Origin of the sequence: Shewanella sp. HL-SH5, assembly GCF_051163755.1 — a bacterium.
GTDB classification, from domain to species: Bacteria; Pseudomonadota; Gammaproteobacteria; order Enterobacterales; family Shewanellaceae; genus Shewanella; species Shewanella glacialimarina.
The window spans coordinates 376810-400420 of the sequence record NZ_CP195038.1 but is presented as its reverse complement, the minus strand read 5'-3'; the positions used below and the strand labels follow the sequence as shown (position 1 = coordinate 400420).

Genomic DNA, 23611 nt, shown 5'->3' with positions numbered 1-23611 from the left:
TGGCCAAAGCGGTATTGACGCAGTGAAACGTGAATAAATAAAAAATCCAACATCATCACTGATATCGGATTTTATTATTTAACTCAGGTAGCGCGTAATCATCAAGCCCTAAGGCGCAACCTTTTCAACACGCTTCACCCAGCCTTGTGGGCCTTGTATATTACCTTTTTGAATATCGGTAAAGACTTGATAAATCTTTTTAATATTCGGGCCCACTTTGCCATCACCAACCGTCACAATTCGGTGATCTTCAAAAATATATGAGGTTACAGGCGACACTACAGCAGCCGTGCCAAAACCACCGGCTTCAACAATTTCACCCGACTCTATATCGGCAATGAATTTATCTAACATCACGGTTTCCTGACGTACTTCACAACCCAGTAACTCACCCAATTCCAGAATCGATTGCGAGGTAATCGATTTTAAAATGGTGTCAGTAAACTGAGGAATAATCACGGTGCCATCTTTTAAAATATGGAAGTGGTTCATTGCACCCACTTCTTCGATTTGCTTATTACTCGCATCCAGATACAGCACTTGTGCTGCACCATATTCTGCCGCCGCTTTACCAGCACGTAATGATGCAGCGTAGTTACCAGAGGCTTTCGATGCCCCAGTACCACCTGATACCGCACGGTGGAACTTAGTGGTAATAAGTAAGCGAATGCCTTCATTTACACCTGAGGCGTAATAAGCACCAGATGGACTTAAAATAACGCAGAAGGTGTATTGCTGACTCGGGCTAACTGATAAACGGTCTTCTGTAGCAAAAATAAACGGACGAATGTATAAGCATGCGCCGTCTTGCATCGGAAACCACTTTCTATCAACATCAATTAAGCTATTAATGGCATTTAACTGAGTTTGCTCATCAATATTAGGAATACACACTATGTCCGCTGAACGATTCATTCGCTCGGCATTTTTGTTTAAACGGAAAGTGTAAATTTCACCATCTTGATGCATAAAGGCTTTAGCGCCCTCAAAAATAGACTGCCCATAATGCAAGGTCATCGCACCTGGCGCCATTTCAAAAGGACCATAAGGTACAATGCGAGGATCACACCACTGGCCATCACGATAATCCATCATAAACATATGGTCGGTACGTAGCTTACCAAAGCCAACATTACCTTCGGGAGTAAACTGCTCAGTGCGGCGCTCTGACGCGGGTTTTAAATTATATTTTATATCCATTGCATACCACCTTAAAAACTGAGCTTGAAGACTATTGAGAGCGGTAAATAAAGTCAAGTTTACCGTCTCTATTGTTGCGCAGATTACGTCAATTCAACGTAACAAGCATCAGTACTTTGTTTCAAATAAGCTTTTTACAGCTAAAACAGATCCCATATTTTACGCCATCACAGCGGCAATCACTGACACTTCAACCAGGTATTCGGGTTCTGCTATTGCCGCCTGAACGCAGGCTCTAGCCGGTGCATGGCCCTTGGGTAGCCAATTGTCCCAAACATGATTCATGGCGTCATAATCTTGCATATCTTTAAGGTAGATTGTGGCTGACAGAATATGATCACGTTGACTGCCGGCTTGAACAAGCAAGGCGTCAACCTCAGCTAACATAGTGTGAGTTTGAGTGGTGATATCAGCAAATTTATCGGTTGCAACTTGGCCACATAAATAAACGGTTTTATTGTGTATAACAATACTGCTCATACGTTGATTGACATCGATTCGGTTGATCATCGTGCTGTTGTCGCCATCATGATTTAATTGAATATAAAAAGTATCATGAACATTGGCTTTTTTGCTAGCAACAATGGGCCTATCTAAGTTGAATTTATCGAGTGATATGAACAGGTTTGACCTAAGATAGGCTTAAACGTAAAAATAGTATTAAATTTAGTTTATTTTTTGCCCACTTAGCGATTAAGACTATTCCACAGGGGGCTGTCACTGCTAGAATGAGGTTTACATCCAGAAACCATTAGGACTCCCCATGAGCCTTGAATTATTGTCCCAACTGGAAACCAAAATCCAGGCAACTCTTGAAAACATTGAGCTACTAAAAATGGAGCTTGAAGAAGAGAAGCAAAAGAATGTAACACTATCAGAAAAAAACCAACAGTTAGAACAAGACCTAAACTCATGGAGTGATAAGGTCAACGGTCTTGTTGGTTTATTAAATAGCGAAATTTAATTAAATATTAAAATTTACGCGGGTTGATCATGTTGTGATTCAATTAGCGCATTTAATTCTAAAATAGCCTGCCTCACCTGTGGTAGGCTTTTTTTCGGCAATAAAAACCTTCCGCAGCTAAATTCTAAACGACCTAAATCTTTGACCCAAATCACGCCACTGAAAAAAATTCTTGCGTGTTTAACAATAAGTTTAGGGGCATAAACAGGGAACATTCTCATATCGCCTCCTTGTCGGCACTATTTAGTAGCGAGTAGTTGTATCACGCACAAGGATAAACTATTCACTGTGGCTGACTCTTTATTAAAGTGAATTGTTTATTGAGGTTAATGCCTTACCAGAATAAACACTTCAAGCCGAAGCCAGTATAAATAGTGCACCCTTAAATGATGCTTAAACTAGACTAAGGCAGACTTAACGCCATCAATAACTCTCAAGCCAGATATCTTTAATTCAATAAACATATTACGAAACAAACAAACCCATGGATTACTTTAAGCCCTTATAGGGTGCTTTCAATACCTATAGATTGTTTATCGTATTTCTTTTGACCACTCGCTTTGTACAAAGTTGCATCACCACAGCGGTTTTTTGATCAAAAAGTGATTAATTTGAAAAAAACCAAACGACAAAAAAATGTCACTTGCCAATATTTTGACGTACTGGTATTATCTTCCCGTTACTCAGGGTATACAGAGCTATTTAGCTCTGCACCGTACAGCTTTTAAAGCGTACGGTTTTTTTTTGCCTGTTATTTATGTTTTACATGACCCAACAAAAAAGGAGCCTAAGCTCCCTTTTTTATTTTAGGATAATGAATAACTATTTTTTATTCATTTGCGCTAAGTAATAAGCGATATCTAACAGCTCATCGTAAGATTTGATTGAACCAGTCTCAACGCGGTATTTACCGTTAACCACTAATGACGGTACACCAGAGATTTTGGCATTTGTCGCATCACGTTTCATTTTAGACATTTGCGCATTAACCATAAATGAATTGGCTGCTGCATCAAAATCTTTACCTTCAACACCATTGGCAATAAACAATAAACGAATATCATTTAAGCTGGCGAAGCTTTGCTTCTTATCATGGATAGCGGCAAACAAAGCAGGCTCAACTTTGTCTTCTACTTTTAATTGGTGAGCTACAGCAAAAGCACGCGACATTTCTACGCCCATTTCACTGCCAATAAATTCGACATGGGACTGATTAAACGCAACCCCTTCAGGTAACGTCTTTTTAATGTTTGGAATAACGGTTTTAGAGAAGTTATAACAATGACCACAGAAAAATGAGAAAAACTCGGTAATTTCTGGCTTAGCAGAACCAGGACCTTCATTAATCACAGTGTAATGCACACCTTCTTGGTAATCTGCTGCTGTTGCAGCCAATGGTGTAAACAGTAATGCTGCAGCCATTAATAATGCTTTTTTCATTTTAGTTCCTTTTGCGTAGCGCATATATTGGTAATGTATTGGGTTAACCATAAATCAATGCTGACATCTTACCTTTAGCATTGAATAAACTCATCATCATAGATCGATTGTATTTGTAACAATTTACACCAACCAGTAAAAATGAAGTTTATTTAACTTTCATTTTTATAGGAAGTTTAAAATAAGCTCAATGGCGCTTCATCTAATGCGGCCAATTGCTCTTTAAATGCCAGTGTTTGTTGCTCCCAGTATTTGAGATCACCAAACCATGGAAAGTTCATTGGAAATGCCGGATCTTTCCAACGTTTAGCCAGCCAAGCGTTGTAATTGATCATTCTCAGTGCCCGTAAAGGCTCAATTAAACTTAACTGGCGTGTATCAAAATCAGTAAACTCTTGGTATCCCTCAAGTAAAATATCCAGCTGCAATGTTTGTTGTTGGCGATCACCGGTTAACATCATCCAAATATCTTGCACCGCGGGGCCTTGTTTTGCATCATCTAAATCAACAAATCCTGGGCCACTGGGTGTCCATAGAATATTACTTGGGTGTAAATCGCCGTGTAAACGCATATGGCTAAACGACTGACGTTGCCAAATAGTCATCGTCTTGTCTAGCACTTGCTCTACTACAGTAAAAAATGCGTTGGCCATCGAAGGGGCTACCATACCGCTTTCACGTAAATAATTTAACGGCTCAACCCCTAAAATTTGCGGATTTAGCACTTCACGGTGCACAAATGGCTGCCTAGTAGCATATTGATGAATGCGGCCAATAAAGCGCCCTACAGCCTCTAACTGTTCAAGATTATCGACCTCAAATGCACGCCCACCAATGGAGTCAAATAACGCCATGCGAAAGCCTTTATAATGGTGTAGCGACTGGCCATTTATGATCAGTGGCGCAGCAACAGGCACTTCGTTTTCAGCCAGTTCGAGTGAGTAGTCATGTTCTTCTTGAATTTGTTCATCGGTCCAACGATTAGGGCGATAAAACTTCACCACATAACGTTTGGCGTCATCACAACGGAACTGATATACCCGATTTTCATAACTGTTTAATGCTAGTAAGCCTGTTTCAGGATAAATGCCGATACTTTCAATGGCATCAAGAATTAAATCAGGTGTTAACGCTTGGTAATGAAATTCTGTAGCTTGTTCACTCATATTATTCGCTTATTGTTGTTTTCTGATCGCATTAGGTTAGTCATTAAGACTGAATATAGGGCTGTAGTAAGCGATGTAAATACACTAGCACGTCGAACTCATCTTGGCGTTCGGTGCTTAGCCAGCAAATGTCACCATAAAACTCATAATGCAGCCATAACTGACTGCCTTCAAAATCCAATAGCCATTGATGACGATCAGCGCCCCACTGACGCTCACGGATCTGGCAATCTAATGCCGCTGCTAATGGTTCGGCAAAATCGGCAAATTGCTCAAAATTAATGTTAGCACTAATTAATAAACTTAAATTTTCGTGGTCTAACGTGGCTGACTCTATGTTCATTTCACTTCTCAATTAACTACTGCACGACATAATTAAGCCCTGTCCCCAGTCGGGTGGACGTTTAGCAAAGTCTGCCATTTCTGGTTGCTCCGCAAAGGGCTGACGTAATAACTGATGTAATTGCGCTAGCTTAGTGTTATCGCCATTTTCTTCAATGGCAATAATGGCTTCTTGGGCTAGGTAGTTACGCAAAATATACTTTGGATTAGCGGCGTTTCTCGCCTGCTGCCAATTGACGACATCATCCACTTTACCAACACGTTGCTGGTAAGCTGCAAACCATTGATCAAACTTAGCTAAATCAACCATATCATCACGTAAACTGGCATGTTGACTGTTTAAGTCTAACTCACCAAAGCGACGTAAACTGTTAGTGTAATCTAATTGATTGGCTTCAAGTAAAGAGGTGAACTTATCCACTAACTGCAAGTCTTGTTGTTGCTGCTCAGTTTTAGCGGCATCACTTGACTGCCCCTGAGTGAACTCAAATATAGGTAAGCCTAATTTATTACCCATCAGTAATAAATAATGATCGATTAAATGGCGCTGATATTGATTCAATGCCTGGACTAAATCATCAGACGCTATCAGCGGTGTCAGTGCCTGAGCAAGCCGTTGTAAATTCCAGAAACACACACCTGGTTGTTGACCAAATGCATAACGACCTTCATGGTCAGAATGATTACAGACAAAATCTTCTTTGAAAGTGTCTAAAAATGAAAAGGGGCCAAAATCGAAACTGTCGCCTAAAATTGACATATTGTCGGTGTTGAGAACACCATGGGCAAAACCAACACTTTGCCAATGGGCAACCATTTTAGCGGTCGCGGCAACCACCTCACTAAACCACTGCACATAGCCGGCGTTGTCTGTCGATAAATGCGGGAAATGCTGCTTAATAGTAAAGTCCACCAGCTGTGTTAGCTTGGTGTTATCGCCTTTACCGGTATAACTGAAATACTCAAAATGACCAAAGCGAATATGAGTTTTAGCCAGCCTAACTGTAATTGCAGCGGTTTCTTGACCTTCGCGCCACACTGGTAAATCAGAGCCAATAACAGCTAAAGCACGAGATGTCGGCACATTCAATGCCGCTAAAGATTCAGACACAAGAAACTCTCGCACCGCTGATCGCATTACCGCACGGCCATCACCCATGCGTGAATAAGGTGTTGGCCCGCCGCCTTTTAATGCCACGTCCCAGGCATGATCAGGGCCAATAGCTTCACCTAAAATAATCGAGCGCCCGTCACCTAGTTGCGACGTGTAACCACCAAATTGATGGCCACTATACACTTGAGCATAATAAGTGGCGCCTTCTGCGGCATGATTAGCCGAAAGCTGCATCAATAATTCATCATTGGGTTTATCTAAACCAATTAATGCGGCGGCGTCATCGCTCCACCCTAACCAATGCGGGTTAGAAATGGCTTGCGGATATACCTGACTATAAAAACCTTCTAATTGTTCAAAAAAATCCTGCTTAAAGCGCATGATGAAACCCTTATTACAATCTCTGTTAACAACAATTGCTGCACCTGACAATGGTGCCTAACTACAGCTGCTTCAAAAAGTCTTTGTCACTAACAGATTGCTGACAATCTACTTGATTATCATCTAACGTTTGGCATTGTTGACCACAAATAAAATCAACATTTTCTGTCATCGATATGCCTTGAATACGCAGCAGACCTGAACCTTTCGCTTGGCATTGCTCAAGCGTGTCGTAATAACCATTAATAACATCATGCTTTAAGGTAAGATCGGTTTTATCGGTGGCATCCGCAAAATAAAATAACGTCCATTCAGGGGTTCGAATACAACCACCCAGTAAAAACATACTGAGCATAAGCGTTAACGCGGTAAGTTTATTCAGTAGATTGATGGTCATATAAATCCCTAGGGTCACTTTATGGAGTAAATTAATCAGTGAAGTGATTGAATCCATAATGATAATGAAAATGCATAAAAAAAGCGGACTGATGTCCGCTTTTTACTTCAGTGAGCAACATGATACTCGAAATTACCAGAGTCTGTTTGCCTTTTGCGAGCTGGCCGCAAAAGCTCAAGCCAACTTTGTGCACCGCTGTAACCGCAACCGTTTTATTGCAGCTAAGTTTTTAATTTGGCTTTCTCAATGCGCACTAGTCGCCCTTCAAAACCCGTTATGGTGCCATCTGATAATTGATGCGTAAGTGCATGCTGGCAAATTGATATGGCTTGGTCAAACTGACCTACATCATTAAGCAATGTTGCTAGATGCAAATGGCCTGCGGCTTTTTCATCAACAAATGGTGACTTGTCCTGCTGATATAGTTCATCAAATAACCCCAAATAGTCCTGTTGCAACTTAGCACCATACTGACAGTAATCGGCTTGTTTGCGCATTTTATAACTATGCCCTATGACATTGGTTATTGCGTCAAATTGCCCCTGTTTACCCTCGGTATTATTAGCTAGGTCAACTAACTGTTTAAATGTATCACTTGCCCAGGCTCCGGTTTTAGGCAACAAAAGCCCTTTATCTGGCTCTGGCTCTGGCTCTGGCTCTGGCTCTGGCTCTGGCTCTGGCTCTGGCTCTGGCTCTGGCTCTGGCTCTGGCTCTGGCTCTGGCTCTGGCTCTGGCTCTGGCTCTGGCTCTGGCTCTGGCTCTGGCTCTGGCTCTGGCTCTGGCTCTGGCTCTGGCTCTGGCAGCGAATCAACCACCTCCACCACTGTAAGGTCAACAGCTTTCGATTCGACTATGTCGGCCTCATCAAGCGCACTAATTTCAGCTTCAGTACGGTTCAACGGCTTTGATGATTCATTCTCAGATGTTTCTTGTTGCGCTGTCGCCTTGGCACGATTAAATAAATACACCCCAATCGCCACAAGAATAATGACTATGATCACTTTCATTCAATATCATCCTGTTTAAACGCGCTTTACCGCGTATGGTTTGTTGTACTCACTACAATATGGCTAATGCCTATCGAAAAACAACGCTGTTTTTTTGAGCACACAGTGTTATTAATAATCTAATCACTATCAACAAATCAAGTATTTAAGCGATTTAACTGTAACAAAGCGTTGAGTTTGTGCTGAACAACGCACTTTTTGTGATTAGCCAGGCAATTTTGCCATTTATTTGCCACATGTCACGGCTTGCACTTGTAGACTTGTGTCACCTTATTGAGCGCCCTACACTGTCAATGGTTGAGCAAAACACTAAGGTATAGCGATGGCCGTTTCTGAGTTACTCTCAGGCAAGTTACTGTATGAATTTCGCACCATGACCGCGATGGTCGAGATATACTGTAAAGCACATCACCCTTTAAAACCAAGCGAAGGGGTCTGCCAGTCTTGTGGCGACTTTTTAGCGTATGCAGAAATCCGCCTTGACCGCTGCCCATATGGTCAAGCCAAACCCACCTGCAATAAATGCCCGGTGCATTGTTACAAGCCTCATATGAAACAAAAAGCACGTGAAATAATGATATTTGCCGGCCCTAGAATGTTAATCCCACACCCAATAATGGCAATAAAACATTTACTGGCTGAACGTAAGCCTGGGCCAGGTAAACCACCTGAAGGTGTTAGTAATCGCCACCAACGAAAATTGGGCTAACCAACGAGGTTTATTACCCCCTATGGGATATTTTGGGGTAACATTCACTTTCAACTCTGAGAGTGATAATGACAGACTATCAAACTTTTTTTATCCAGGCCTATTGGTGGCTATCTTTACTAGGCGGTGTTCATTGCTTAGGGGTAGCGTTGTTTATTCGTTATAGTTATCAAGGTCAAACAACGGATAACCAATCACTTGCGGGTATCTTAGGGTTAATTGGGTTCTATTTTCTTACCGGATTATTCACTCAAGAGTCCAGTCCAATACCCATCCACCTATTGCTGACACTGTGTTACCCGATTTATTTTCTATTAATGCCTTTGCTGTATATTTACAGTAAACAAAGTTTACATGGCGATAATTACCAGGCTAATTTTTTCAAACATTTTATGGCTGCAATGTTAGCGGCGATACTAACCTGCTCGGCGATATTTTTTGGCTTAGGCATTAATCTACAAGCCAGTAATACGGCAATACATTCGCTAGCAGAATTAAGCCATATCAATGCTTTTGTGCTTATTCTGCCGGGTTTGATGATAATTCAAACTGGTTTTTATTTTACAATGATTTATCGCCTGTTGCGGCAAACAAACCAACAAAACAACAACAGCAACAACAGCAACAGCAACAACAGCGACCCATTACTCAATGACATACGCCTTCGTTGGATTACTATTTTGGCTCTTGGCATGCTAATAAATTGGTTAGTGCGGTTAACTATTGTCTATTTACCTTTTTACTCAGGCAGTATGGTTTCTATTTTACCTCAAGCCATAACCCGCTTAAGTTTATTAGTGACTATGTATATTCTGGCTTTTTATGGCTTGCATCAAGTCACTCGCACCGCCTACTTCAGCCGCCGCGCGATACAATCAGATTCAAACAATACAGTGAATAACCAACAAGTTTTAGATGCTGATGAACTCAGTTATCTGCAAGATGTCATCGCTGACGATGGTGCCGATAAACACAAAGACTCGACAACTTAAAGGAATACCATGCGTATTTATTCTTACATCAGCATGATGGCAATAATGCTTTCAAGCCCTTTGGCTATTGATGCACAGGCTGCACCCGCAACCACTCCTCGCACTCACGCGATTACCATTGATGATTTTTTCGACATTGGTCAAATGCAAGATGTGGCGATTAGCCCTAATGCCAAACAAGCCGTTTGGTTGGAAAGCCGTTGGGACGAAGCGCTAGATAAAGCCCAATCTGATCTATGGCTGATTAACACCCAAGATAAAAAAAGCCAACGCCTAACCTTTACCCACGACAATGAATCAAGCCCAGTATGGAGCCATGATGGCGAGTTTATTTACTTTATCTCTGCCGATAAAAAAGACAATGCCAAAGCGCCGTTTAACGGCAAAAACCAAGTTTTTCGCATCACATTAGCTAACCTAGCTATTCAGCCTATGACCAAAGAAGAATTGGGGGTCAACGCATTCCAATTAAGTGCTGACAGTAAATCTCTTTATTTTTTAGCCAATAAAAAATCCACAGATACTGATCAATGGGCAGAGATGCGCGCCAATTATTCTGCGCCTAAGTATGCCCATGGTAAACGCGACACTAATCCATTGAAGGTGCTTGATCTCACTAACTTCAAACAGAAAACAGTGCTAGATGATGACAAAGTGGTTTGGCAATTCAATGTTAATGATAGCGGCAGTAAAATCGCCCGTATTACCACCAGCGACAATGAACTGGTTTATTATGAAGGTTGGTCTAACATTGAAATTTTTGATGTTAAAACCGCCAGTAATAAAGTCATAGATGATAAACAATGGCGCCAACAAGCACCTTCGCCTTATGGTTGGTTATTGGGTTTAGATTGGCATCAAGATAACCAGCAACTGGCTTTTAGAATCGATTTTGATGGTTATCCTGGCAAATTATTTGTGGTCAATACCCAAGCAAATACGCCAACCATTGAGCTTAAGCCAATAGGCAAAACTACCTTTCAAGGTGGCGATATTCAATGGCGCCCCAAAAGTAATGAGTTATGTTATCTCGGCGCACAATCGGCACGCACGCAATTATTCTGCAGCCAAATAAACCAAGGAAAAGTAGGCGATACTCGTAGCGTGTTAGCCGGTGATACTGTGGTAGGCAGCTACAGTTTTGGCGTATCAGGTAAACAAGTGGTATTTAGCCATAATAGCCTGACCCATTTCCATGACTTATTTATCGCCGACGCCGACTATAAGCGCAGCCAATTTAAACGCTTAACCAATATCAATCCGCAAGTCGATAGCTGGCAGTTACCGCAAATATCAGTAGTCACCTGGCAAGCACCCGATGGGGCAACTGTTGAAGGTATTTTAGAACTGCCCTACGGCTATAAAAAATCCCAGGGGAAATTACCTTTAGTGGTACAAATTCATGGCGGCCCTACCGCTGCCACATCTTATTCATTGCAGCATCGCTCATATGGGCGTGCAACATTTCCAGCTAGTGGTTGGGCTCTGCTATCGCCTAATTATCGCGGCTCTACTGGCTATGGCGATAAGTTTTTAACCGATCTTGTCGGTAAAGAGCATCAAATCGAGGTGGCTGATATTATGGCCGGTGTCGATAAGTTAATTACTGATGGCATTGTTGATGGCGAGAAAATGGCGGTAATGGGTTGGAGTAATGGCGGCTACCTGACTAATGCGTTAATCAGTACCACTAATCGCTTCAAAGCGGCTAGTTCAGGTGCTGGTGTGTTCGACCAGCGTTTACAGTGGATGCAAGAAGACACTCCAGGTCATGTGATTAACTTTATGCAAGGACTGCCTTGGGCGCAGCCAGACGCTTATGATAAAGCCTCATCTTTAACTTATGCAGATAAAATTAACACCCCTACGCTTATTCATATCGGCGAACACGACCAACGTGTTCCGGTTGGCCATGCCCAAGGGCTTTATCGCAGTTTAAAACACTACTTAAATATCCCTGTAGAGATGATTGTTTATCCTGACGAGGGGCATGGACTTAACCTTTATCAGCACCGCAAAGCCAAAATGGAGTGGGACAAAAAGTGGTTTGAATATTATGTGCTGGATAAATAATAAGTCGATAAAGCGGGTAAATAGTTAAAAATAAGAGTAGCTTGGCTTAATTAATATTCATTTTTCACGGTATTGAGTATGCTCAGTATGTTAGCTTACTCATATTATTACGACACAAATGCACCCTATTGAGGTATTTATGACACGTTTACTCACCCTGTTCAGTGCAACTATGGTTAGCTTATCTTTGTTATTAAGCCCAGCAAGTTTTGCTGATGAATCAAGTTATACCGATGCGATTACTAATTTCAAAAAAGCGACTGAAACCCAAGCATTTTTTAATACCGCATATGGTTACGCGCTTTTCCCCACGGTAGGAAAAGGTGGCATTGGTATCGGCGCTGCATATGGTAAAGGCCGCGTTTATAAAGGAGGCATGCACACTGGCGACTCAAGCTTAACGCAAATATCGATTGGTTTTCAATTAGGTGGTCAAGCATATAGCGAAATCATCTTCTTCAAAAATGCCCAAGCCTATAATGACTTCACCAGCGGCAGTTTTGAGTTTAGCGCCCAGGCCTCTGCGGTAGCAATTAACGTCGGTGCCAGCGCTCAAGTCGGTACTACAGGTAACTCAGCAGGCGCAGGACAAGCTGGCAGTAATCATGCGGCAAATGCTGTTTACATCAATAATATGGCTATCTTCACCGCAGCAAAAGGTGGCTTAATGTACGAAGCCGCATTAGCGGGGCAGTCGTTCACTTTTGATGCTAAGTAACTCAAGTTAAACTGCGATGATTTAGTTTCATCCAGTAAGTTTTACCCAATAAAAATGGCTACCTGAGGTAGCCATTTTTTGTTTGTTTATTTACCCATTTTATGTACAGCTATAATCCAATGAATGAGTTAAAAATAACACCGTAACCTGCGGGAAATAACTAGAAGCAGAATGGCACGACAATCATCTGCGATAAATGTTTACCCTGACTCGACAATACCTTAATTCACGTTTGGTTGATTCACTTAGCCCAATACTTCATTGGTACTTATTGCCTGCCGCAGGCCTTAGTGCAGATAATCCAGCGAGACGCCGCAAGCACCTCCATGTGGGCTTAACAAAAACGTCCCTGTTTTTGATACTCGCTGGCTCATCTGCACCTGAATTTTTGTTTCTTCGATTTAGTTTCATTGATGGCTATGGGAAAGCTATACCAAACAAGATAAAAGATAATTGATTAACTTATCTTTTACACTGACCCCACTAAATTCCGACATCACTCGGGTCATTATCGCAATCGCTGAGTTCATCATTATTCAGACATCTTAAAGGAGTAAAGGTAAGTAAAGATAAATAAAGCTGAGTAAAGGTAAATGCAGAACTAGGTGGACTATGTACTAATGATAAAAAAGGAGTGTCAAATGAACGTTAATCATCGAATATTAGTACCCATTTTAGTTACTAGTTTGAGTTTACTATCTGGTTGCGGAGGAGGCGCTGAGACTACCAATGATCCTAGCCCTGATACGGGGAGCGCAAATCGTGCGCCTATCGCAGACGCTGGGGACAACCTAAATATCACTACGGGTAGCCTTGTCTCCCTCAATGGAAACCGTAGTTCAGATCCTGATAACGACTCACTGACTTACCAATGGATGCTAACGAGTATACCAAGCGGTAGCGGCGCAACATTGAGTAGTTCCAGTAGCGTGAGTCCAAGTTTCACTAGCGATCTTGATGGTAGCTATAATATTTCACTGGTTGTGAATGATGGCAAGGTTAATAGTCCTGCCGATGTGGTGACAATCACTGCTACGAAGGCTAATAGTGATGGAGCTACTGTTGATTTTGACTTTAGTCTCAGTGCTCACGACAGCAATGTGCTAATGGTTAACGCAAATGTGACTACAAGTGAAGTCACTGAGGTGTCCATTCAATTTGAGTCGGTAGATACACCAAGCCGAGCAACCTCAAAATCTGCAGCTGCACTAACCCATGATTTAACCTTGGTTGGTTTAAGGCCTGAAACCAACTACCAATTTACCGCGGTGATCACCAGTGAATCCGGCGAAGTAATAACCAGCGAACCGAAAGCTTACACCACGCCCAGCCTCCCCTTTAGCTTGCCTGATATTCAATTAAAAACTAGCAGTGATAATAGCTATCCAGGCGTTACCTTTTTTTCGGTTGCTGATACAGATGCCCGTTTTATTGGCGTAGATGAAGCAGGTCAAGTTGTTTGGTATTTACACAACACTGATGTTCCTATGTTAGCGAGTTCTCCTGCCATCAAATACCTTGGCGATGGCAAAATAATGTTAATGCTGAGGCGCGAAGTGTGGGTAATAGACATAGAAGGTAATATTTTATCCTCTTACCCACTCCCTACCTACCATCACGAAGCAAGCATTTTAGATAATGGCAATATTGTGGTGTTGGTTAACGAATTTGAAGATATTAATGGAAACTCACTAAAAGGTGATCGTATCGAGGAATATAACCCTGCAGGAACCTTAGTATGGCAATGGTCGAGCTTCGACCATCTCGATACCGAACGTTTCCCCGGAGCATTATCGACACGTGTCGTTGATGGTGCAATGGAGTGGACACATGCCAATGCAATACAGCAGCAAGACGATGGTTCGCTGTTACTCTCCGTTCGATCTCAAAGCTGGGTCGTCAATATTAATCACCAGAATGGCGATATTAACTGGATCCTTGGTAGCGCTGAAGGCACCCAAAAACAGTCGTTACAGGACAAATTTATCAGTCTAGAACAAGGCAGTTGGATGTCAGCGCAACACGCGCCGATGCAAACCGCCAACGGAGACTATCTGATGTTTGATAATCGTAACGAAGCTGAGTTAGCGGGTTCGCAGAATAATAGCCGTGCCGTTAAGTACCGGGTTAATGCTGATACCAAGACAGCAACCCAAGTTTGGGAGCATGTTATTGATAAATATACTCAATCTTTAGGGGATGTTGATGAACTGCCCAATGGTAATATTCTGATCACGGCTGGAGGACCAGGTAGTAATGACAATGCTTATTTGGTTGAAGTGACCGCCGCTAATCCATCGCAAGTTGTTTGGGAATTACATGTTAACAATAACAAGATCTACCGCGCTGAACGCGTTGGCTGGGAAGAGTTGTTATCTTTAAACAAGAATGCTAACAGTGAATTGATATTAGCAGGCGAAATTTCAGGGCTTCACACCGATGGCTTGAGTCTTTTTAATGGTAATGAAACCTTAACAATTTCTGCTGGTGCAACAAGATTTACATTCACAGAAACCGTGAGCGAAAGCGCTGCGTATAATATCCAATTAATTACCCTACCCGAAAATCACACCTGTAACATTAATAATGGGTCCGGAACCATGAGCTCCAATATCGCCGATGTTACCGTCACTTGTAACGACAGCAAGGTGAATGCCGACTTAACCCATCTTCCCATTGGTGACCCGCTTATTCTGCAGCGGATAAATGGCGATGATACGCCTGAAGTCGGTAAACTCTGGCTTTGTCGGCTTCCTGCAGATGGTGCTGGAGCAGCGCCTTCCGACGACTGGACCAATGCAGATGGTACCTGGAATTATATTCTTAAACCGCAAGTTGAGGGTGAAAGTTATTTTGCCAGTGAGTTCAGCGTGACGCTTGATGGCCAAGGAAAACGCCTCATCACCGGAAACAACCTGCCAACAACAGCGACTGGCACCTTCCCCATTGAGCGTGGCACTGTCGCCTATGGATATGATAAAAACCCAAATTTGATTCGATCACACAATATCCAAATAAGCTTTGATGCTATTCCAAGCGTCAATGCCCAGCCTAACTGCGTTGGGTTTGGGGCCAATGGCATTTCACTTACTGGCTCTGCTATTTATCAAGGCGCTTCAACCGTTGGAACCGATGCCTCTGCCTATGAAATGCTAGACAGCAGTGGTGGGCATACTGACGGCACTGAAACATACCACTACCACTATCTTGCTGAAAATGTATTAGCAAAGCTAGATCCAGATAATGGTGGGCATTCTAAACTGATGGGATATATCCAAGATGGCTTTGGTATTTTTGGTCCAAGAGGCGAAGATGGAGAGGTGTTAACATCAGCAGATCTGGATGAATGCCATGGCCATACCCATGAAATAGAATGGGATGGTGAAACTCGTAATATGTTCCACTACCACTGGACATATGATTTTCCCTATAACGTAGGGTGTTTTAGGGGTACGCCTCAAGACCTAAACATAAATAATAACTAGCCGCTACCTTTGGGGTGCTCTGAAATGAGTACCCCATTTTTGAATAAATCTAAATAATACAATCAACAAAAAACTGATAGGAAGCGCTAGTGCGAAAATACCTACTGCAATAACTGCAATAACTGACTGGGTCAGAGTGATCTCTATAAATCAGTTGATTAGCACATTACTGCTGAATGGCTTCTTCTTCCCTAAATGGCGTGCTCGATGATTGTTTCAAGCTAAGCCTACCCTGTCCTTAAGTGGCTATACTTTAATTTGATTTGTGAGTTTAATTCAAGATTTTTGTCACACTTACAACTTAAATTTTTCATTAAAAATAACTACTTGTATCAGTATATCACTATCAGACTTCATTTGAATTGAGGTCATCGAGACAATTCCGTGAGCTTGGCATGGATGCCACGTTAGCTTACGTTGGGCCAGGGACGGCCCGTCGGAAGCGTTAGGGATTGTCGACAATGGCCGAAGCGGACGACAAACGTGGGTAAAAGCTGGATCGATACCCATCGAAAAGATGCGCTTTCAGCAAAAACTTACTTATGCCCCCAAGGCGTTGGCGGTAATGCGACGGGTTTAGTTAAGTCAAAGTCGACTCTAAAGTTGCGCTCTTCGCGAGTTAGGCGGTAAGTAAAGTTGTTGGGCTCTATGTACATGTGCCATACATTGGTGACTGACTGATCTAGGCCGTTTTGTTTAAAGTTGGCAATGGACTCAGCATCAACCGGAAAAGATTGTTGGGTAACCGTGCCAGAATCTGCGGTATCGCCACCGTACATAGTGACTTTATCTTCTGTGCCATCCTTGTGGCGGTGATCATGCTTTAAGCGTAAACCGGTTTCAGTTTTAGTGATCACCCAAGTACGAGAATGGTCATCGCCAACATGAAATGGCACTTTTAATTCTGTGTCGCTACATTCGCGTACATGCATCACCAGTTTTTTACCGCTAAAACCATCATCAGCACTGCTACCTGCGATAGGAAAAGGTGGCATTGGTATCGGTGCAGCCTATGGTAAAGGCCGCGTTTATAAAGGTGGCATGCACACTGGCGACTCAAGCTTAACGCAAATATCGATTGGTTTTCAGCTAGGTGGTCAAGCCTATAGCGAAATCATCTTCTTCAAAAATGCTAAAGCCTATAATGACTTCACCAGTGGCAGTTTTGAGTTTAGCGCCCAGGCCTCTGCGGTAGCAATTAACGTCGGTGCCAGCGCTCAAGTCGGTACGACAGGTAACTCAGCAGGCGCAGGACAAGCTGGCAGTAACCATGCAGCAAATGCTGTTTACATCAATAATATGGCTATCTTCACCGCAACAAAAGGTGGCTTAATGTACGAAGCCGCATTAGCGGGGCAGTCGTTCACTTTTGATGCTAAGTAACTCAAATTAAACTGCGATGATTTAGTTTCATCCAGTAAGTTTTACCCAATAAAAATGGCTACCTGAGGTAGCCATTTTTTGTTTGTTTCTTTACCCATTTTATGTATAGCTATAATCCAATGAATGAGTTAAAAATAACACCGTAACCTGCGGGAAATAACTAGAAGCAGAATGGCACTACAATCATCTGCGATAAATGTTTACCCTGACTCGACAATACCTTAATTCACGTTTGGTTGATTCACTTAGCCCAATACTTCATTGGTACTTATTGCCTGCCGCAGGCCTTAGTGCAGATAATCCAGCGAGACGCCGCAAGCACCTCCATGTGGGCTTAACAAAAACGTCCCTGTTTTTGATACTCGCTGGCTCATCTGCACCTGAATTTTTGTTTCTTCGATTTAGTTTCATTGATGGCTATGGGAAAGCTATACCAAACAAGATAAAAGATAATGGGTTAACTTATCTTTTACACTGCCCCCACTAAATTTCATAAATTTCATAAATTTCATAAATTTCATAAATTTCATAAATTTCATAAATTTCATAAATTTCATAAATTTCATAAATTTCATAAATTTCATAAATTTCATAAATTTCAGATAATCCAGCGAGACGCCGGCTCTTGATTTTAAAATCAGCCTCCATGTGGGCTTAACAAAAACGAATAACATCCTTGTTAAAAAGCTAGTTCGGCATCCATGCCTCTCGCTCAAAAACGTTTCACCTAGTTAAACTTCGCCCTGTTTTTTATACTCGCTGGCTCATCTGCACCTAAATTTTTGTTTCTTCGATTTAGCTTCATTGATGGCTGTGGGAAAGCTATATCAAGCAAGATAAAATCTAGTCGGTTAACTTAATTTTTACAGTGACCCGACTAAATTATAAACAGCTGGGTAGTCAGGTCGCAAACCTATGATCCCTATTGAAGGTCATACTCTTTGGCATCAGTAGTTTCAGCTTATGAGTTACAAAGGATCGTGGTAGTAGCTTTTCGACGCTTCAATCCAGGCTACCGGCTCAACATCTTGTCGATAAACTTGCCAGTCATCGCCACCAAAGGTGCGCCGTACTTCGCTAAGCCAGGCCAGCACTATGCCTTCAAAACTGATGGCATCAAATATCCAATCATCCGAGTTACTAGCGATTGGGTACTTGATGTAACCTGAGAACGCGGTATTTTCAAGTTGAAAACAGATTGATTCCGCTGCACTATTAATAACAAGGCATTGATATTTTTTGTTATTATTATATTTTAGCGTTAACTCTTGTAAGGCTACTCGTTGAGTTTCACTGAGAGTTAACTCAGCGCTGAACCTTAATGCGACAGACATTTTGCCTCCTTATTTCATCAGAGCCGCTGCATTATTAATTAGGCAGCAGTAATCATTTATGTGTTCACAACCTACTAGTTCCAGGTCACTTTAGTGCCGGGAGGCAAAGGTGGCATTGCCTGGCAAACATCGTTAAAGATGGCAAATAACTCGGTTAATACTTGAGTTAGCTGGGTCTCGTTATAGCACCAGACTGAATTATTAGGTGAATGCTGATAATTCTCTGTGGTTTCCCCCCGAAGATAACGCACCATATGGGCTAGCTCTGGCATATCCTGGCCACGCCAATTACCACCCCAAAAAGAGGCAATTGTAAAGTTTACCCATTGTCTCATTTCAATAGTGACTCGCATGTGCGGATGAGCGAATTTTTTATGGTTGAGGCGAAAGTAGCCACCTTCAGATTTAACATAGCGTATAGGCAGACCAAAGCTGTCCACTATGGCTATCTTTCCCGGCAAAGACACCATAGGCGCGTTGTCATCGGGATCTTGAGGGTATTTATCGACTAGCGCTTGGTAACGTTCTGGCAGACACGCCGCCTCACAGGCCGCCAACAAGGTGGTAGTGACTCGATTAATTTCATATTCCATGACTTAGCTCCACGAATTTATTGCAACTCATTTTATTGCATCTACTTTTATTACACTTATTTGTGGCGACTAACTTAGGCCCAGCTTAGTAACAGCAATGCTCACTTAAACTGGGCCGGATGACTTAAGGTTTTGTCCAATCAGCTGCTGGCTCAGGTTTAAAGCTAATGTTAAGTTGATTGGCGCATCATAATTGAATGGCTTCTTCTTCCCTAAATGGTAGCTCGGTGATTGTTCCAGCTAACCCTACCCTGTCCTTAAGTGGTTATACTTTAATCTAACGGGTGGGTTTAATTCAAGGTTTTTGTTACACTTACAACTTAAATTTATTATTAAAAATAGATACTTGTATAGATATAAACCTATTAGGCTAAATCGAAGAGAGAAAATGGCGAAGTGTAGATGCGGCTGAGGGTATCGAAAACAGGGATGTTCTCGTTAAGCGGCCATGGATGGCGTACAGCGTCCCGAAGAAGTATCTGCACATAGTCTTCTGCGGCTAGCAATTGATTACCTTGCCGCAGAAGCATTTATACGTTAAGCCTTGCGCATGCTTTCAGCAAAAACTTACTTATGCCCCCACGGCGTTGGCGGTAATGCGACGGGTTTAGTTAAGTCAAAGTCGACTCTAAAGTTACGTTCTTCGCGAGTTAGGCGGTAAGTAAAGGTGTTTGGCTCTATGTACATGTGCCATACATTGGTCACTGACTGCTCTAAACCATTTTGCTTAAAGTTGGCAATGGACTCAGCATCAACCGGAAAAGATTGTTGGGTAACCGTACCAGAATCTGCGGTATCGCCACCGTACATAGTAACTTTATCTTCTGTGCCATCCTTGTGGCGGTGATCATGCTTTAAGCGTAAACCGGTTTCGGTTTTAGTGATCACCCAAGTACGGGAATGGTCATCGCCAACATGAAATGGCACTTTTAATTCGGTGTCGCTACATTCACGCACATGCATCACCAATTTTTTACCGCTAAAACCATCATCAGCACTGCTACCTGCGGTCACCACACCTTCAAACGCTTTGCCACAGTGGGCAGATAACGCATCAAAATATTGATTTTGAATGTCATCTGCCGCAAGGCTTGCAACGGAAAAAAGTGCTGTCGCAAGTAATGATAAAGATAAGGCTGATTTGATAGGAGTTGTTGTCATTATTATGCCTATTTATAAGGGTAAGATTGGCAACCATAGCAGTTTTTTTTGAATTGAACCTGAATAAATGCACCAAAAGGAAGTCGTTTGAATAATTGAGCCGAGCCCCCAATTTAGCTAATAAAAAAGCCGTACAGTTTAACTGTACGGCTTTGATGAATCAAACAAACCTAACTAGTGCATCTTAGCGTGTATGCTTTGACGGTGTTGCCCAACCATTACTTTTGCCACCCGCTTTACTGGCATTAGATTTACTTGCATTAGCTTTGCCTGAACCTGCTTTGCTAGTGCCAGCTTTAGCGGGTCCGCTCGCCGCTTTGGGCTTTTTATCTGCTTTAGCTGAGCCCTTGCGATCATCAAATTGATTTGATGAAAAACGGGTCATGGCTTTTTGGCCATCTTGCTTACCATCGGCTTTGGCAGACGACTTAGCAGGCTTTTGGCCCCACTTAAGTTTTGTTTGCTCATTGCGGGTTTCTGGCGGCACTAAACAGCTTGGGCTATTACCAATAAGCGATTCTTTACCCATGGCGATCAAGGCTTCACGGATCATCGGCCAGCCTGCTGGGTCATGATAACGTAATAAGAATTTATGTAATTTACGCTGACGACCTTTTTTAGGTACTGTCACTATCTCACTGGTGTGCTTCACATTTTTAAGTGAGTTTAACTCAGTGTGATAAATCGTGGTCGCATTGGCCATAGGTGAAGGATAAAAATTTTGCACCTGGTCTAACTTAAATTTTTGACCTTTAAGCCATAATGCTAAGTTGACCATGTCTTCATCGGTAGTACCTGGATGCGCAGAAATAAAGTAAGGGATTAAAAACTGTTCTTTACCTGCCTCTTTAGAGAACTTATCAAACAATTCTTTAAACTTATCATAGGTGCCCATACCCGGCTTCATCATTTTGCTTAATGGGCCATCTTCGGTATGTTCTGGGGCAATTTTTAAATAGCCACCCACATGGTGCTTAGCTAACTCTCTAATATACTCTGGGTTTTCAATCGCTAAATCGTAACGAACGCCCGATGCAATCAATACCTTTTTAATACCCGGCACTTCACGCGCCGCTTTATACAAGTCGATGGTGTGTTTATGATCTGTGCCTAAATGGCCACATATTGATGGGTAAACACAGGATAAACGGCGACAGGTTTTTTCGGCTTTCTCGCTAGTACAACCTAAGCGATACATGTTAGCTGTTGGGCCGCCTAAGTCAGAAATAACCCCGGTAAAGCCCGGCACTTTTTCTTGAATATCTTTAATTTCTTTAATGATCGACTCTTGCGAGCGACTTTGAATAATTCGCCCTTCATGCTCGGTAATCGAACAGAATGAACAACCACCAAAACAACCACGCATGATATTAATTGAGGTTTTAATCATGTCATAAGCAGGAATTTTTTCCTTGCCGTACACAGGGTGCGGAATGCGCTGGTATGGTAAATCAAATACCGCGTCCATTTCGTCAGTGTTTAACGGCCAAGCCGGTGGGTTAACCCACACACCACGATTAGCATCGTGTGGCTGGAATAACGCACGGGCACACCCTGGATTTTGCTCCTGGTGTAAAATACGTGATGCGTGGGCGTATAAATACTTATCACTTGCTACTTTGTCATAGGCAGGCAGCAGTACGTAAGTTTTATCCCAAGGTTTTGGTTTAGGCGGTTGTACGCTGATCGCTTTAGGCGCATCGTTGTCAAAAATTTTGTTATCCGTTGGCCCAGATAGTTTGGCACAGCCAACGTCATCAGCTCCATAGGGATTGGGTATAGGTTCAATTTTATGCAGTTGATCAATTTTGCGTGAATCCATGCCGCGCCAGCCAGGCATAGCTTCTTTGCGCATGACAGCTGTGCCACGCACATCATCAATATCGCCAATAGCTTCACCACTGGCGATACGGCGAGCAACTTCCATCAAAGGACGCTCGGCATTGCCGTAAATTAAAATGTCGGCTTTTGCATCAAAAATCACGCTGCGACGGACTTTGTCTGACCAATAATCATAATGAGCAATACGGCGTAAACTCGCTTCGATACCGCCTATTACTACAGGTATTTCTTTAAATGCTTCTTTACAACGCTGGGCATAAACCGTCACGGCGCGATCAGGGCGTTTACCACCAATATCTCCGGCGGTGTAAGCATCATCGTGACGTAATTTACGGTCAGCGGTGTACCGGTTGATCATCGAATCCATGTTGCCAGCGGTGACACCAAAAAATAAGTTTGGTCGACCCAGCTGCATAAAGTCTTCTTTGCTTGACCAGTCGGGTTGAGAAATGATCCCCACCCGATAACCTTGAGCCTCTAACATGCGGCCAATAACGGCCATGCCGAAGCTAGGATGGTCGACGTAGGCGTCACCAGTCACAATGATAATGTCACAGCTATCCCAACCCAACTTATTCATTTCTTTGCGGGACATAGGTAAAAATGGCGCCGCACCAAAGCTTTCGGCCCAGAATTTGGGATAACTAAATAATGTAGACTCAACTTGCATGTGTATGACCTAAAAATTGAAAAATACGCCAAAGAAGCGGACGCGGAGTATAGCAGTTGGCAAGGGGGAAGTGTGACTAAAAAAACAGCAAAGATGAAATAATTTTATGTTTTCACCAGAGCTTAAAACCCTATAAAATAAGTGGAAATAGAAAAATTTCCACTTATTTCTGTATGTTATTACTGATAACTTGAAAAGTGGCTGGGTTATTAAAAACCGATAAAGAAACCAATATTAGCTATCACTAAACCTAAGGTGATTATCCAAGTGGTTAATACTCCCCAGAAGCGGCCAAAATGATAACCGCCTTTTCCTTGGGTTAATCCTATGGCGTGTAGTAAACGCGCCACAATCCAAGCGGTACCAAAACAGTGAAGTAAATAAACAGGCATGCCATTTGCTTCTGCCACCCCAAGTAAAATTAATACCAGTGGCGCATTTTCTAATAAATTGCCATGCACTCGCATTGCTAACGATAAGTCTTTATTACCGCCATCACCAATACCAATAGCATGTAAACGTCGTAATTTAACAATGCGATAAGCAAGTGCGAGCACCAATAATCCGGTCAAACTCGCATATAAACCTGTTACCAATAAAGCCATTTTTTGCTCCTGTCTATTTTTGTAACACTATCATA

General features: G+C 42.4%; 20 protein-coding genes and 2 pseudogenes. 7 read left to right on the top strand and 15 right to left on the bottom strand.

Features of this window, described 5'->3' with window-relative positions; translation table 11 throughout:
* Positions 1 to 108: 108 nt before the first annotated feature.
* Positions 109 to 1200: a branched-chain amino acid aminotransferase gene (locus ACRWQM_RS01710; protein ID WP_434931045.1), complete on the bottom strand. Its 1092-nt coding sequence runs from the start codon at positions 1198 to 1200 to the stop codon at positions 109 to 111.
* 159 nt (positions 1201 to 1359) lie between these two features.
* Positions 1360 to 1710, bottom strand: coding sequence for a RidA family protein (locus ACRWQM_RS01705; RefSeq protein ID WP_434931044.1), 351 nt, complete (start codon positions 1708 to 1710; stop codon positions 1360 to 1362).
* Between the two features lie 253 nt (positions 1711 to 1963).
* On the opposite strand from ACRWQM_RS01705, the gene ACRWQM_RS01700 reads away from it, so the two are divergent.
* On the top strand, positions 1964 to 2164 hold the full coding sequence (locus ACRWQM_RS01700) for a cell division protein ZapB (RefSeq protein WP_434927351.1): 201 nt from the start codon (positions 1964 to 1966) through the stop codon (positions 2162 to 2164).
* A 14-nt stretch (positions 2165 to 2178) separates the two neighbouring features.
* On the opposite strand, the gene ACRWQM_RS01695 is transcribed toward ACRWQM_RS01700, so the two are convergent.
* The 7 genes from ACRWQM_RS01695 to ACRWQM_RS01665 form a co-directional block, all read right to left on the bottom strand.
* On the bottom strand, positions 2179 to 2385 hold the full coding sequence (locus ACRWQM_RS01695; RefSeq protein WP_434927352.1) for a DUF1107 domain-containing protein: 207 nt from the start codon (positions 2383 to 2385) through the stop codon (positions 2179 to 2181).
* A 601-nt stretch (positions 2386 to 2986) separates the two neighbouring features.
* Complete coding sequence (locus ACRWQM_RS01690) at positions 2987 to 3604, bottom strand: thiol:disulfide interchange protein DsbA/DsbL (protein ID WP_226412889.1); 618 nt, start codon at positions 3602 to 3604, stop codon at positions 2987 to 2989.
* Between the two features lie 176 nt (positions 3605 to 3780).
* The gene (locus ACRWQM_RS01685; RefSeq protein WP_434931043.1) at positions 3781 to 4770 is read right to left on the bottom strand and encodes a serine/threonine protein kinase; all 990 of its coding nucleotides are present in this window, start codon (positions 4768 to 4770) and stop codon (positions 3781 to 3783) included.
* A 43-nt stretch (positions 4771 to 4813) separates the two neighbouring features.
* Positions 4814 to 5113, bottom strand: coding sequence for a DUF3630 family protein (locus tag ACRWQM_RS01680; protein ID WP_434927355.1), 300 nt, complete (start codon positions 5111 to 5113; stop codon positions 4814 to 4816).
* A gap of 12 nt (positions 5114 to 5125) precedes the next feature.
* On the bottom strand, positions 5126 to 6607 hold the full coding sequence (locus tag ACRWQM_RS01675; RefSeq protein WP_434931041.1) for a protein adenylyltransferase SelO: 1482 nt from the start codon (positions 6605 to 6607) through the stop codon (positions 5126 to 5128).
* A 61-nt stretch (positions 6608 to 6668) separates the two neighbouring features.
* Complete coding sequence (locus ACRWQM_RS01670; RefSeq protein WP_434927357.1) at positions 6669 to 7004, bottom strand: hypothetical protein; 336 nt, start codon at positions 7002 to 7004, stop codon at positions 6669 to 6671.
* A gap of 221 nt (positions 7005 to 7225) precedes the next feature.
* Positions 7226 to 8011, bottom strand: coding sequence for a hypothetical protein (locus tag ACRWQM_RS01665; protein ID WP_434931040.1), 786 nt, complete (start codon positions 8009 to 8011; stop codon positions 7226 to 7228).
* 322 nt (positions 8012 to 8333) lie between these two features.
* On the opposite strand from ACRWQM_RS01665, the gene ACRWQM_RS01660 reads away from it, so the two are divergent.
* The 5 genes from ACRWQM_RS01660 (at position 8334) to ACRWQM_RS01640 (ending at position 15988) form a co-directional block, all read left to right on the top strand.
* Entirely contained in the window at positions 8334 to 8720 is a 387-nt protein-coding gene (locus ACRWQM_RS01660) for a nitrous oxide-stimulated promoter family protein (protein ID WP_434927359.1), read from the top strand.
* Positions 8721 to 8788: 68 nt separating this feature from the next.
* On the top strand, positions 8789 to 9712 hold the full coding sequence (locus ACRWQM_RS01655; RefSeq protein ID WP_434931039.1) for a hypothetical protein: 924 nt from the start codon (positions 8789 to 8791) through the stop codon (positions 9710 to 9712).
* Between the two features lie 9 nt (positions 9713 to 9721).
* Entirely contained in the window at positions 9722 to 11785 is a 2064-nt protein-coding gene (locus ACRWQM_RS01650) for a S9 family peptidase (protein ID WP_434931038.1), read from the top strand.
* Between the two features lie 139 nt (positions 11786 to 11924).
* Positions 11925 to 12503, top strand: coding sequence for a YSC84-related protein (locus ACRWQM_RS01645; protein ID WP_434931037.1), 579 nt, complete (start codon positions 11925 to 11927; stop codon positions 12501 to 12503).
* Between the two features lie 641 nt (positions 12504 to 13144).
* The gene (locus ACRWQM_RS01640; RefSeq protein ID WP_434931036.1) at positions 13145 to 15988 is read left to right on the top strand and encodes an aryl-sulfate sulfotransferase; all 2844 of its coding nucleotides are present in this window, start codon (positions 13145 to 13147) and stop codon (positions 15986 to 15988) included.
* A 536-nt stretch (positions 15989 to 16524) separates the two neighbouring features.
* Here the strand turns inward: ACRWQM_RS01640 and ACRWQM_RS01635 are convergent.
* Positions 16525 to 16968, bottom strand: a pseudogene (locus ACRWQM_RS01635) (hypothetical protein); the annotation flags it as partial.
* On the opposite strand from ACRWQM_RS01635, the pseudogene ACRWQM_RS01630 reads away from it, so the two are divergent.
* Positions 16952 to 17371, top strand: a pseudogene (locus ACRWQM_RS01630) (YSC84-related protein); the annotation flags it as partial. The pseudogenes ACRWQM_RS01635 and ACRWQM_RS01630 sit on opposite strands and share 17 nt — an antisense overlap.
* Before the next feature lie 968 nt (positions 17372 to 18339).
* Here the strand turns inward: ACRWQM_RS01630 and ACRWQM_RS01625 are convergent.
* The 5 genes from ACRWQM_RS01625 to ACRWQM_RS01605 all read right to left on the bottom strand — a co-directional run bounded on the left by ACRWQM_RS01625 (position 18340) and on the right by ACRWQM_RS01605 (position 23576).
* On the bottom strand, positions 18340 to 18705 hold the full coding sequence (locus ACRWQM_RS01625) for a hypothetical protein (RefSeq protein ID WP_434931035.1): 366 nt from the start codon (positions 18703 to 18705) through the stop codon (positions 18340 to 18342).
* Positions 18706 to 18779: 74 nt separating this feature from the next.
* Positions 18780 to 19298: a hypothetical protein gene (locus ACRWQM_RS01620; protein ID WP_434931034.1), complete on the bottom strand. Its 519-nt coding sequence runs from the start codon at positions 19296 to 19298 to the stop codon at positions 18780 to 18782.
* 567 nt (positions 19299 to 19865) lie between these two features.
* Positions 19866 to 20459 carry a hypothetical protein gene (locus tag ACRWQM_RS01615; RefSeq protein ID WP_434931033.1) on the bottom strand — a complete coding sequence of 198 codons (594 nt, stop codon included), beginning with the start codon at positions 20457 to 20459 and terminating at the stop codon, positions 19866 to 19868.
* Between the two features lie 184 nt (positions 20460 to 20643).
* The gene (locus tag ACRWQM_RS01610) at positions 20644 to 22971 is read right to left on the bottom strand and encodes a YgiQ family radical SAM protein (protein ID WP_434931032.1); all 2328 of its coding nucleotides are present in this window, start codon (positions 22969 to 22971) and stop codon (positions 20644 to 20646) included.
* A gap of 209 nt (positions 22972 to 23180) precedes the next feature.
* Entirely contained in the window at positions 23181 to 23576 is a 396-nt protein-coding gene (locus ACRWQM_RS01605) for an MAPEG family protein (RefSeq protein ID WP_434927395.1), read from the bottom strand.
* Positions 23577 to 23611 lie beyond the last annotated feature (35 nt).

What these genes read in the sequence shown, in the direction of transcription:
- ACRWQM_RS01710 (WP_434931045.1), bottom strand. Translation starts at nt 1,200, where the DNA reads ATGGATATAAAATATAATTTAAAACCCGCGTCAGAGCGCCGCACTGAG.
- ACRWQM_RS01705 (WP_434931044.1), bottom strand. Translation starts at nt 1,710, where the DNA reads ATGATCAACCGAATCGATGTCAATCAACGTATGAGCAGTATTGTTATA.
- ACRWQM_RS01700 (WP_434927351.1), top strand. Translation starts at nt 1,964, where the DNA reads ATGAGCCTTGAATTATTGTCCCAACTGGAAACCAAAATCCAGGCAACT.
- ACRWQM_RS01695 (WP_434927352.1), bottom strand. Translation starts at nt 2,385, where the DNA reads ATGAGAATGTTCCCTGTTTATGCCCCTAAACTTATTGTTAAACACGCA.
- ACRWQM_RS01690 (WP_226412889.1), bottom strand. Translation starts at nt 3,604, where the DNA reads ATGAAAAAAGCATTATTAATGGCTGCAGCATTACTGTTTACACCATTG.
- ACRWQM_RS01685 (WP_434931043.1), bottom strand. Translation starts at nt 4,770, where the DNA reads ATGAGTGAACAAGCTACAGAATTTCATTACCAAGCGTTAACACCTGAT.
- ACRWQM_RS01680 (WP_434927355.1), bottom strand. Translation starts at nt 5,113, where the DNA reads ATGAACATAGAGTCAGCCACGTTAGACCACGAAAATTTAAGTTTATTA.
- ACRWQM_RS01675 (WP_434931041.1), bottom strand. Translation starts at nt 6,607, where the DNA reads ATGCGCTTTAAGCAGGATTTTTTTGAACAATTAGAAGGTTTTTATAGT.
- ACRWQM_RS01670 (WP_434927357.1), bottom strand. Translation starts at nt 7,004, where the DNA reads ATGACCATCAATCTACTGAATAAACTTACCGCGTTAACGCTTATGCTC.
- ACRWQM_RS01665 (WP_434931040.1), bottom strand. Translation starts at nt 8,011, where the DNA reads ATGAAAGTGATCATAGTCATTATTCTTGTGGCGATTGGGGTGTATTTA.
- ACRWQM_RS01660 (WP_434927359.1), top strand. Translation starts at nt 8,334, where the DNA reads ATGGCCGTTTCTGAGTTACTCTCAGGCAAGTTACTGTATGAATTTCGC.
- ACRWQM_RS01655 (WP_434931039.1), top strand. Translation starts at nt 8,789, where the DNA reads ATGACAGACTATCAAACTTTTTTTATCCAGGCCTATTGGTGGCTATCT.
- ACRWQM_RS01650 (WP_434931038.1), top strand. Translation starts at nt 9,722, where the DNA reads ATGCGTATTTATTCTTACATCAGCATGATGGCAATAATGCTTTCAAGC.
- ACRWQM_RS01645 (WP_434931037.1), top strand. Translation starts at nt 11,925, where the DNA reads ATGACACGTTTACTCACCCTGTTCAGTGCAACTATGGTTAGCTTATCT.
- ACRWQM_RS01640 (WP_434931036.1), top strand. Translation starts at nt 13,145, where the DNA reads ATGAACGTTAATCATCGAATATTAGTACCCATTTTAGTTACTAGTTTG.
- ACRWQM_RS01625 (WP_434931035.1), bottom strand. Translation starts at nt 18,705, where the DNA reads ATGTCTGTCGCATTAAGGTTCAGCGCTGAGTTAACTCTCAGTGAAACT.
- ACRWQM_RS01620 (WP_434931034.1), bottom strand. Translation starts at nt 19,298, where the DNA reads ATGGAATATGAAATTAATCGAGTCACTACCACCTTGTTGGCGGCCTGT.
- ACRWQM_RS01615 (WP_434931033.1), bottom strand. Translation starts at nt 20,459, where the DNA reads ATGACAACAACTCCTATCAAATCAGCCTTATCTTTATCATTACTTGCG.
- ACRWQM_RS01610 (WP_434931032.1), bottom strand. Translation starts at nt 22,971, where the DNA reads ATGCAAGTTGAGTCTACATTATTTAGTTATCCCAAATTCTGGGCCGAA.
- ACRWQM_RS01605 (WP_434927395.1), bottom strand. Translation starts at nt 23,576, where the DNA reads ATGGCTTTATTGGTAACAGGTTTATATGCGAGTTTGACCGGATTATTG.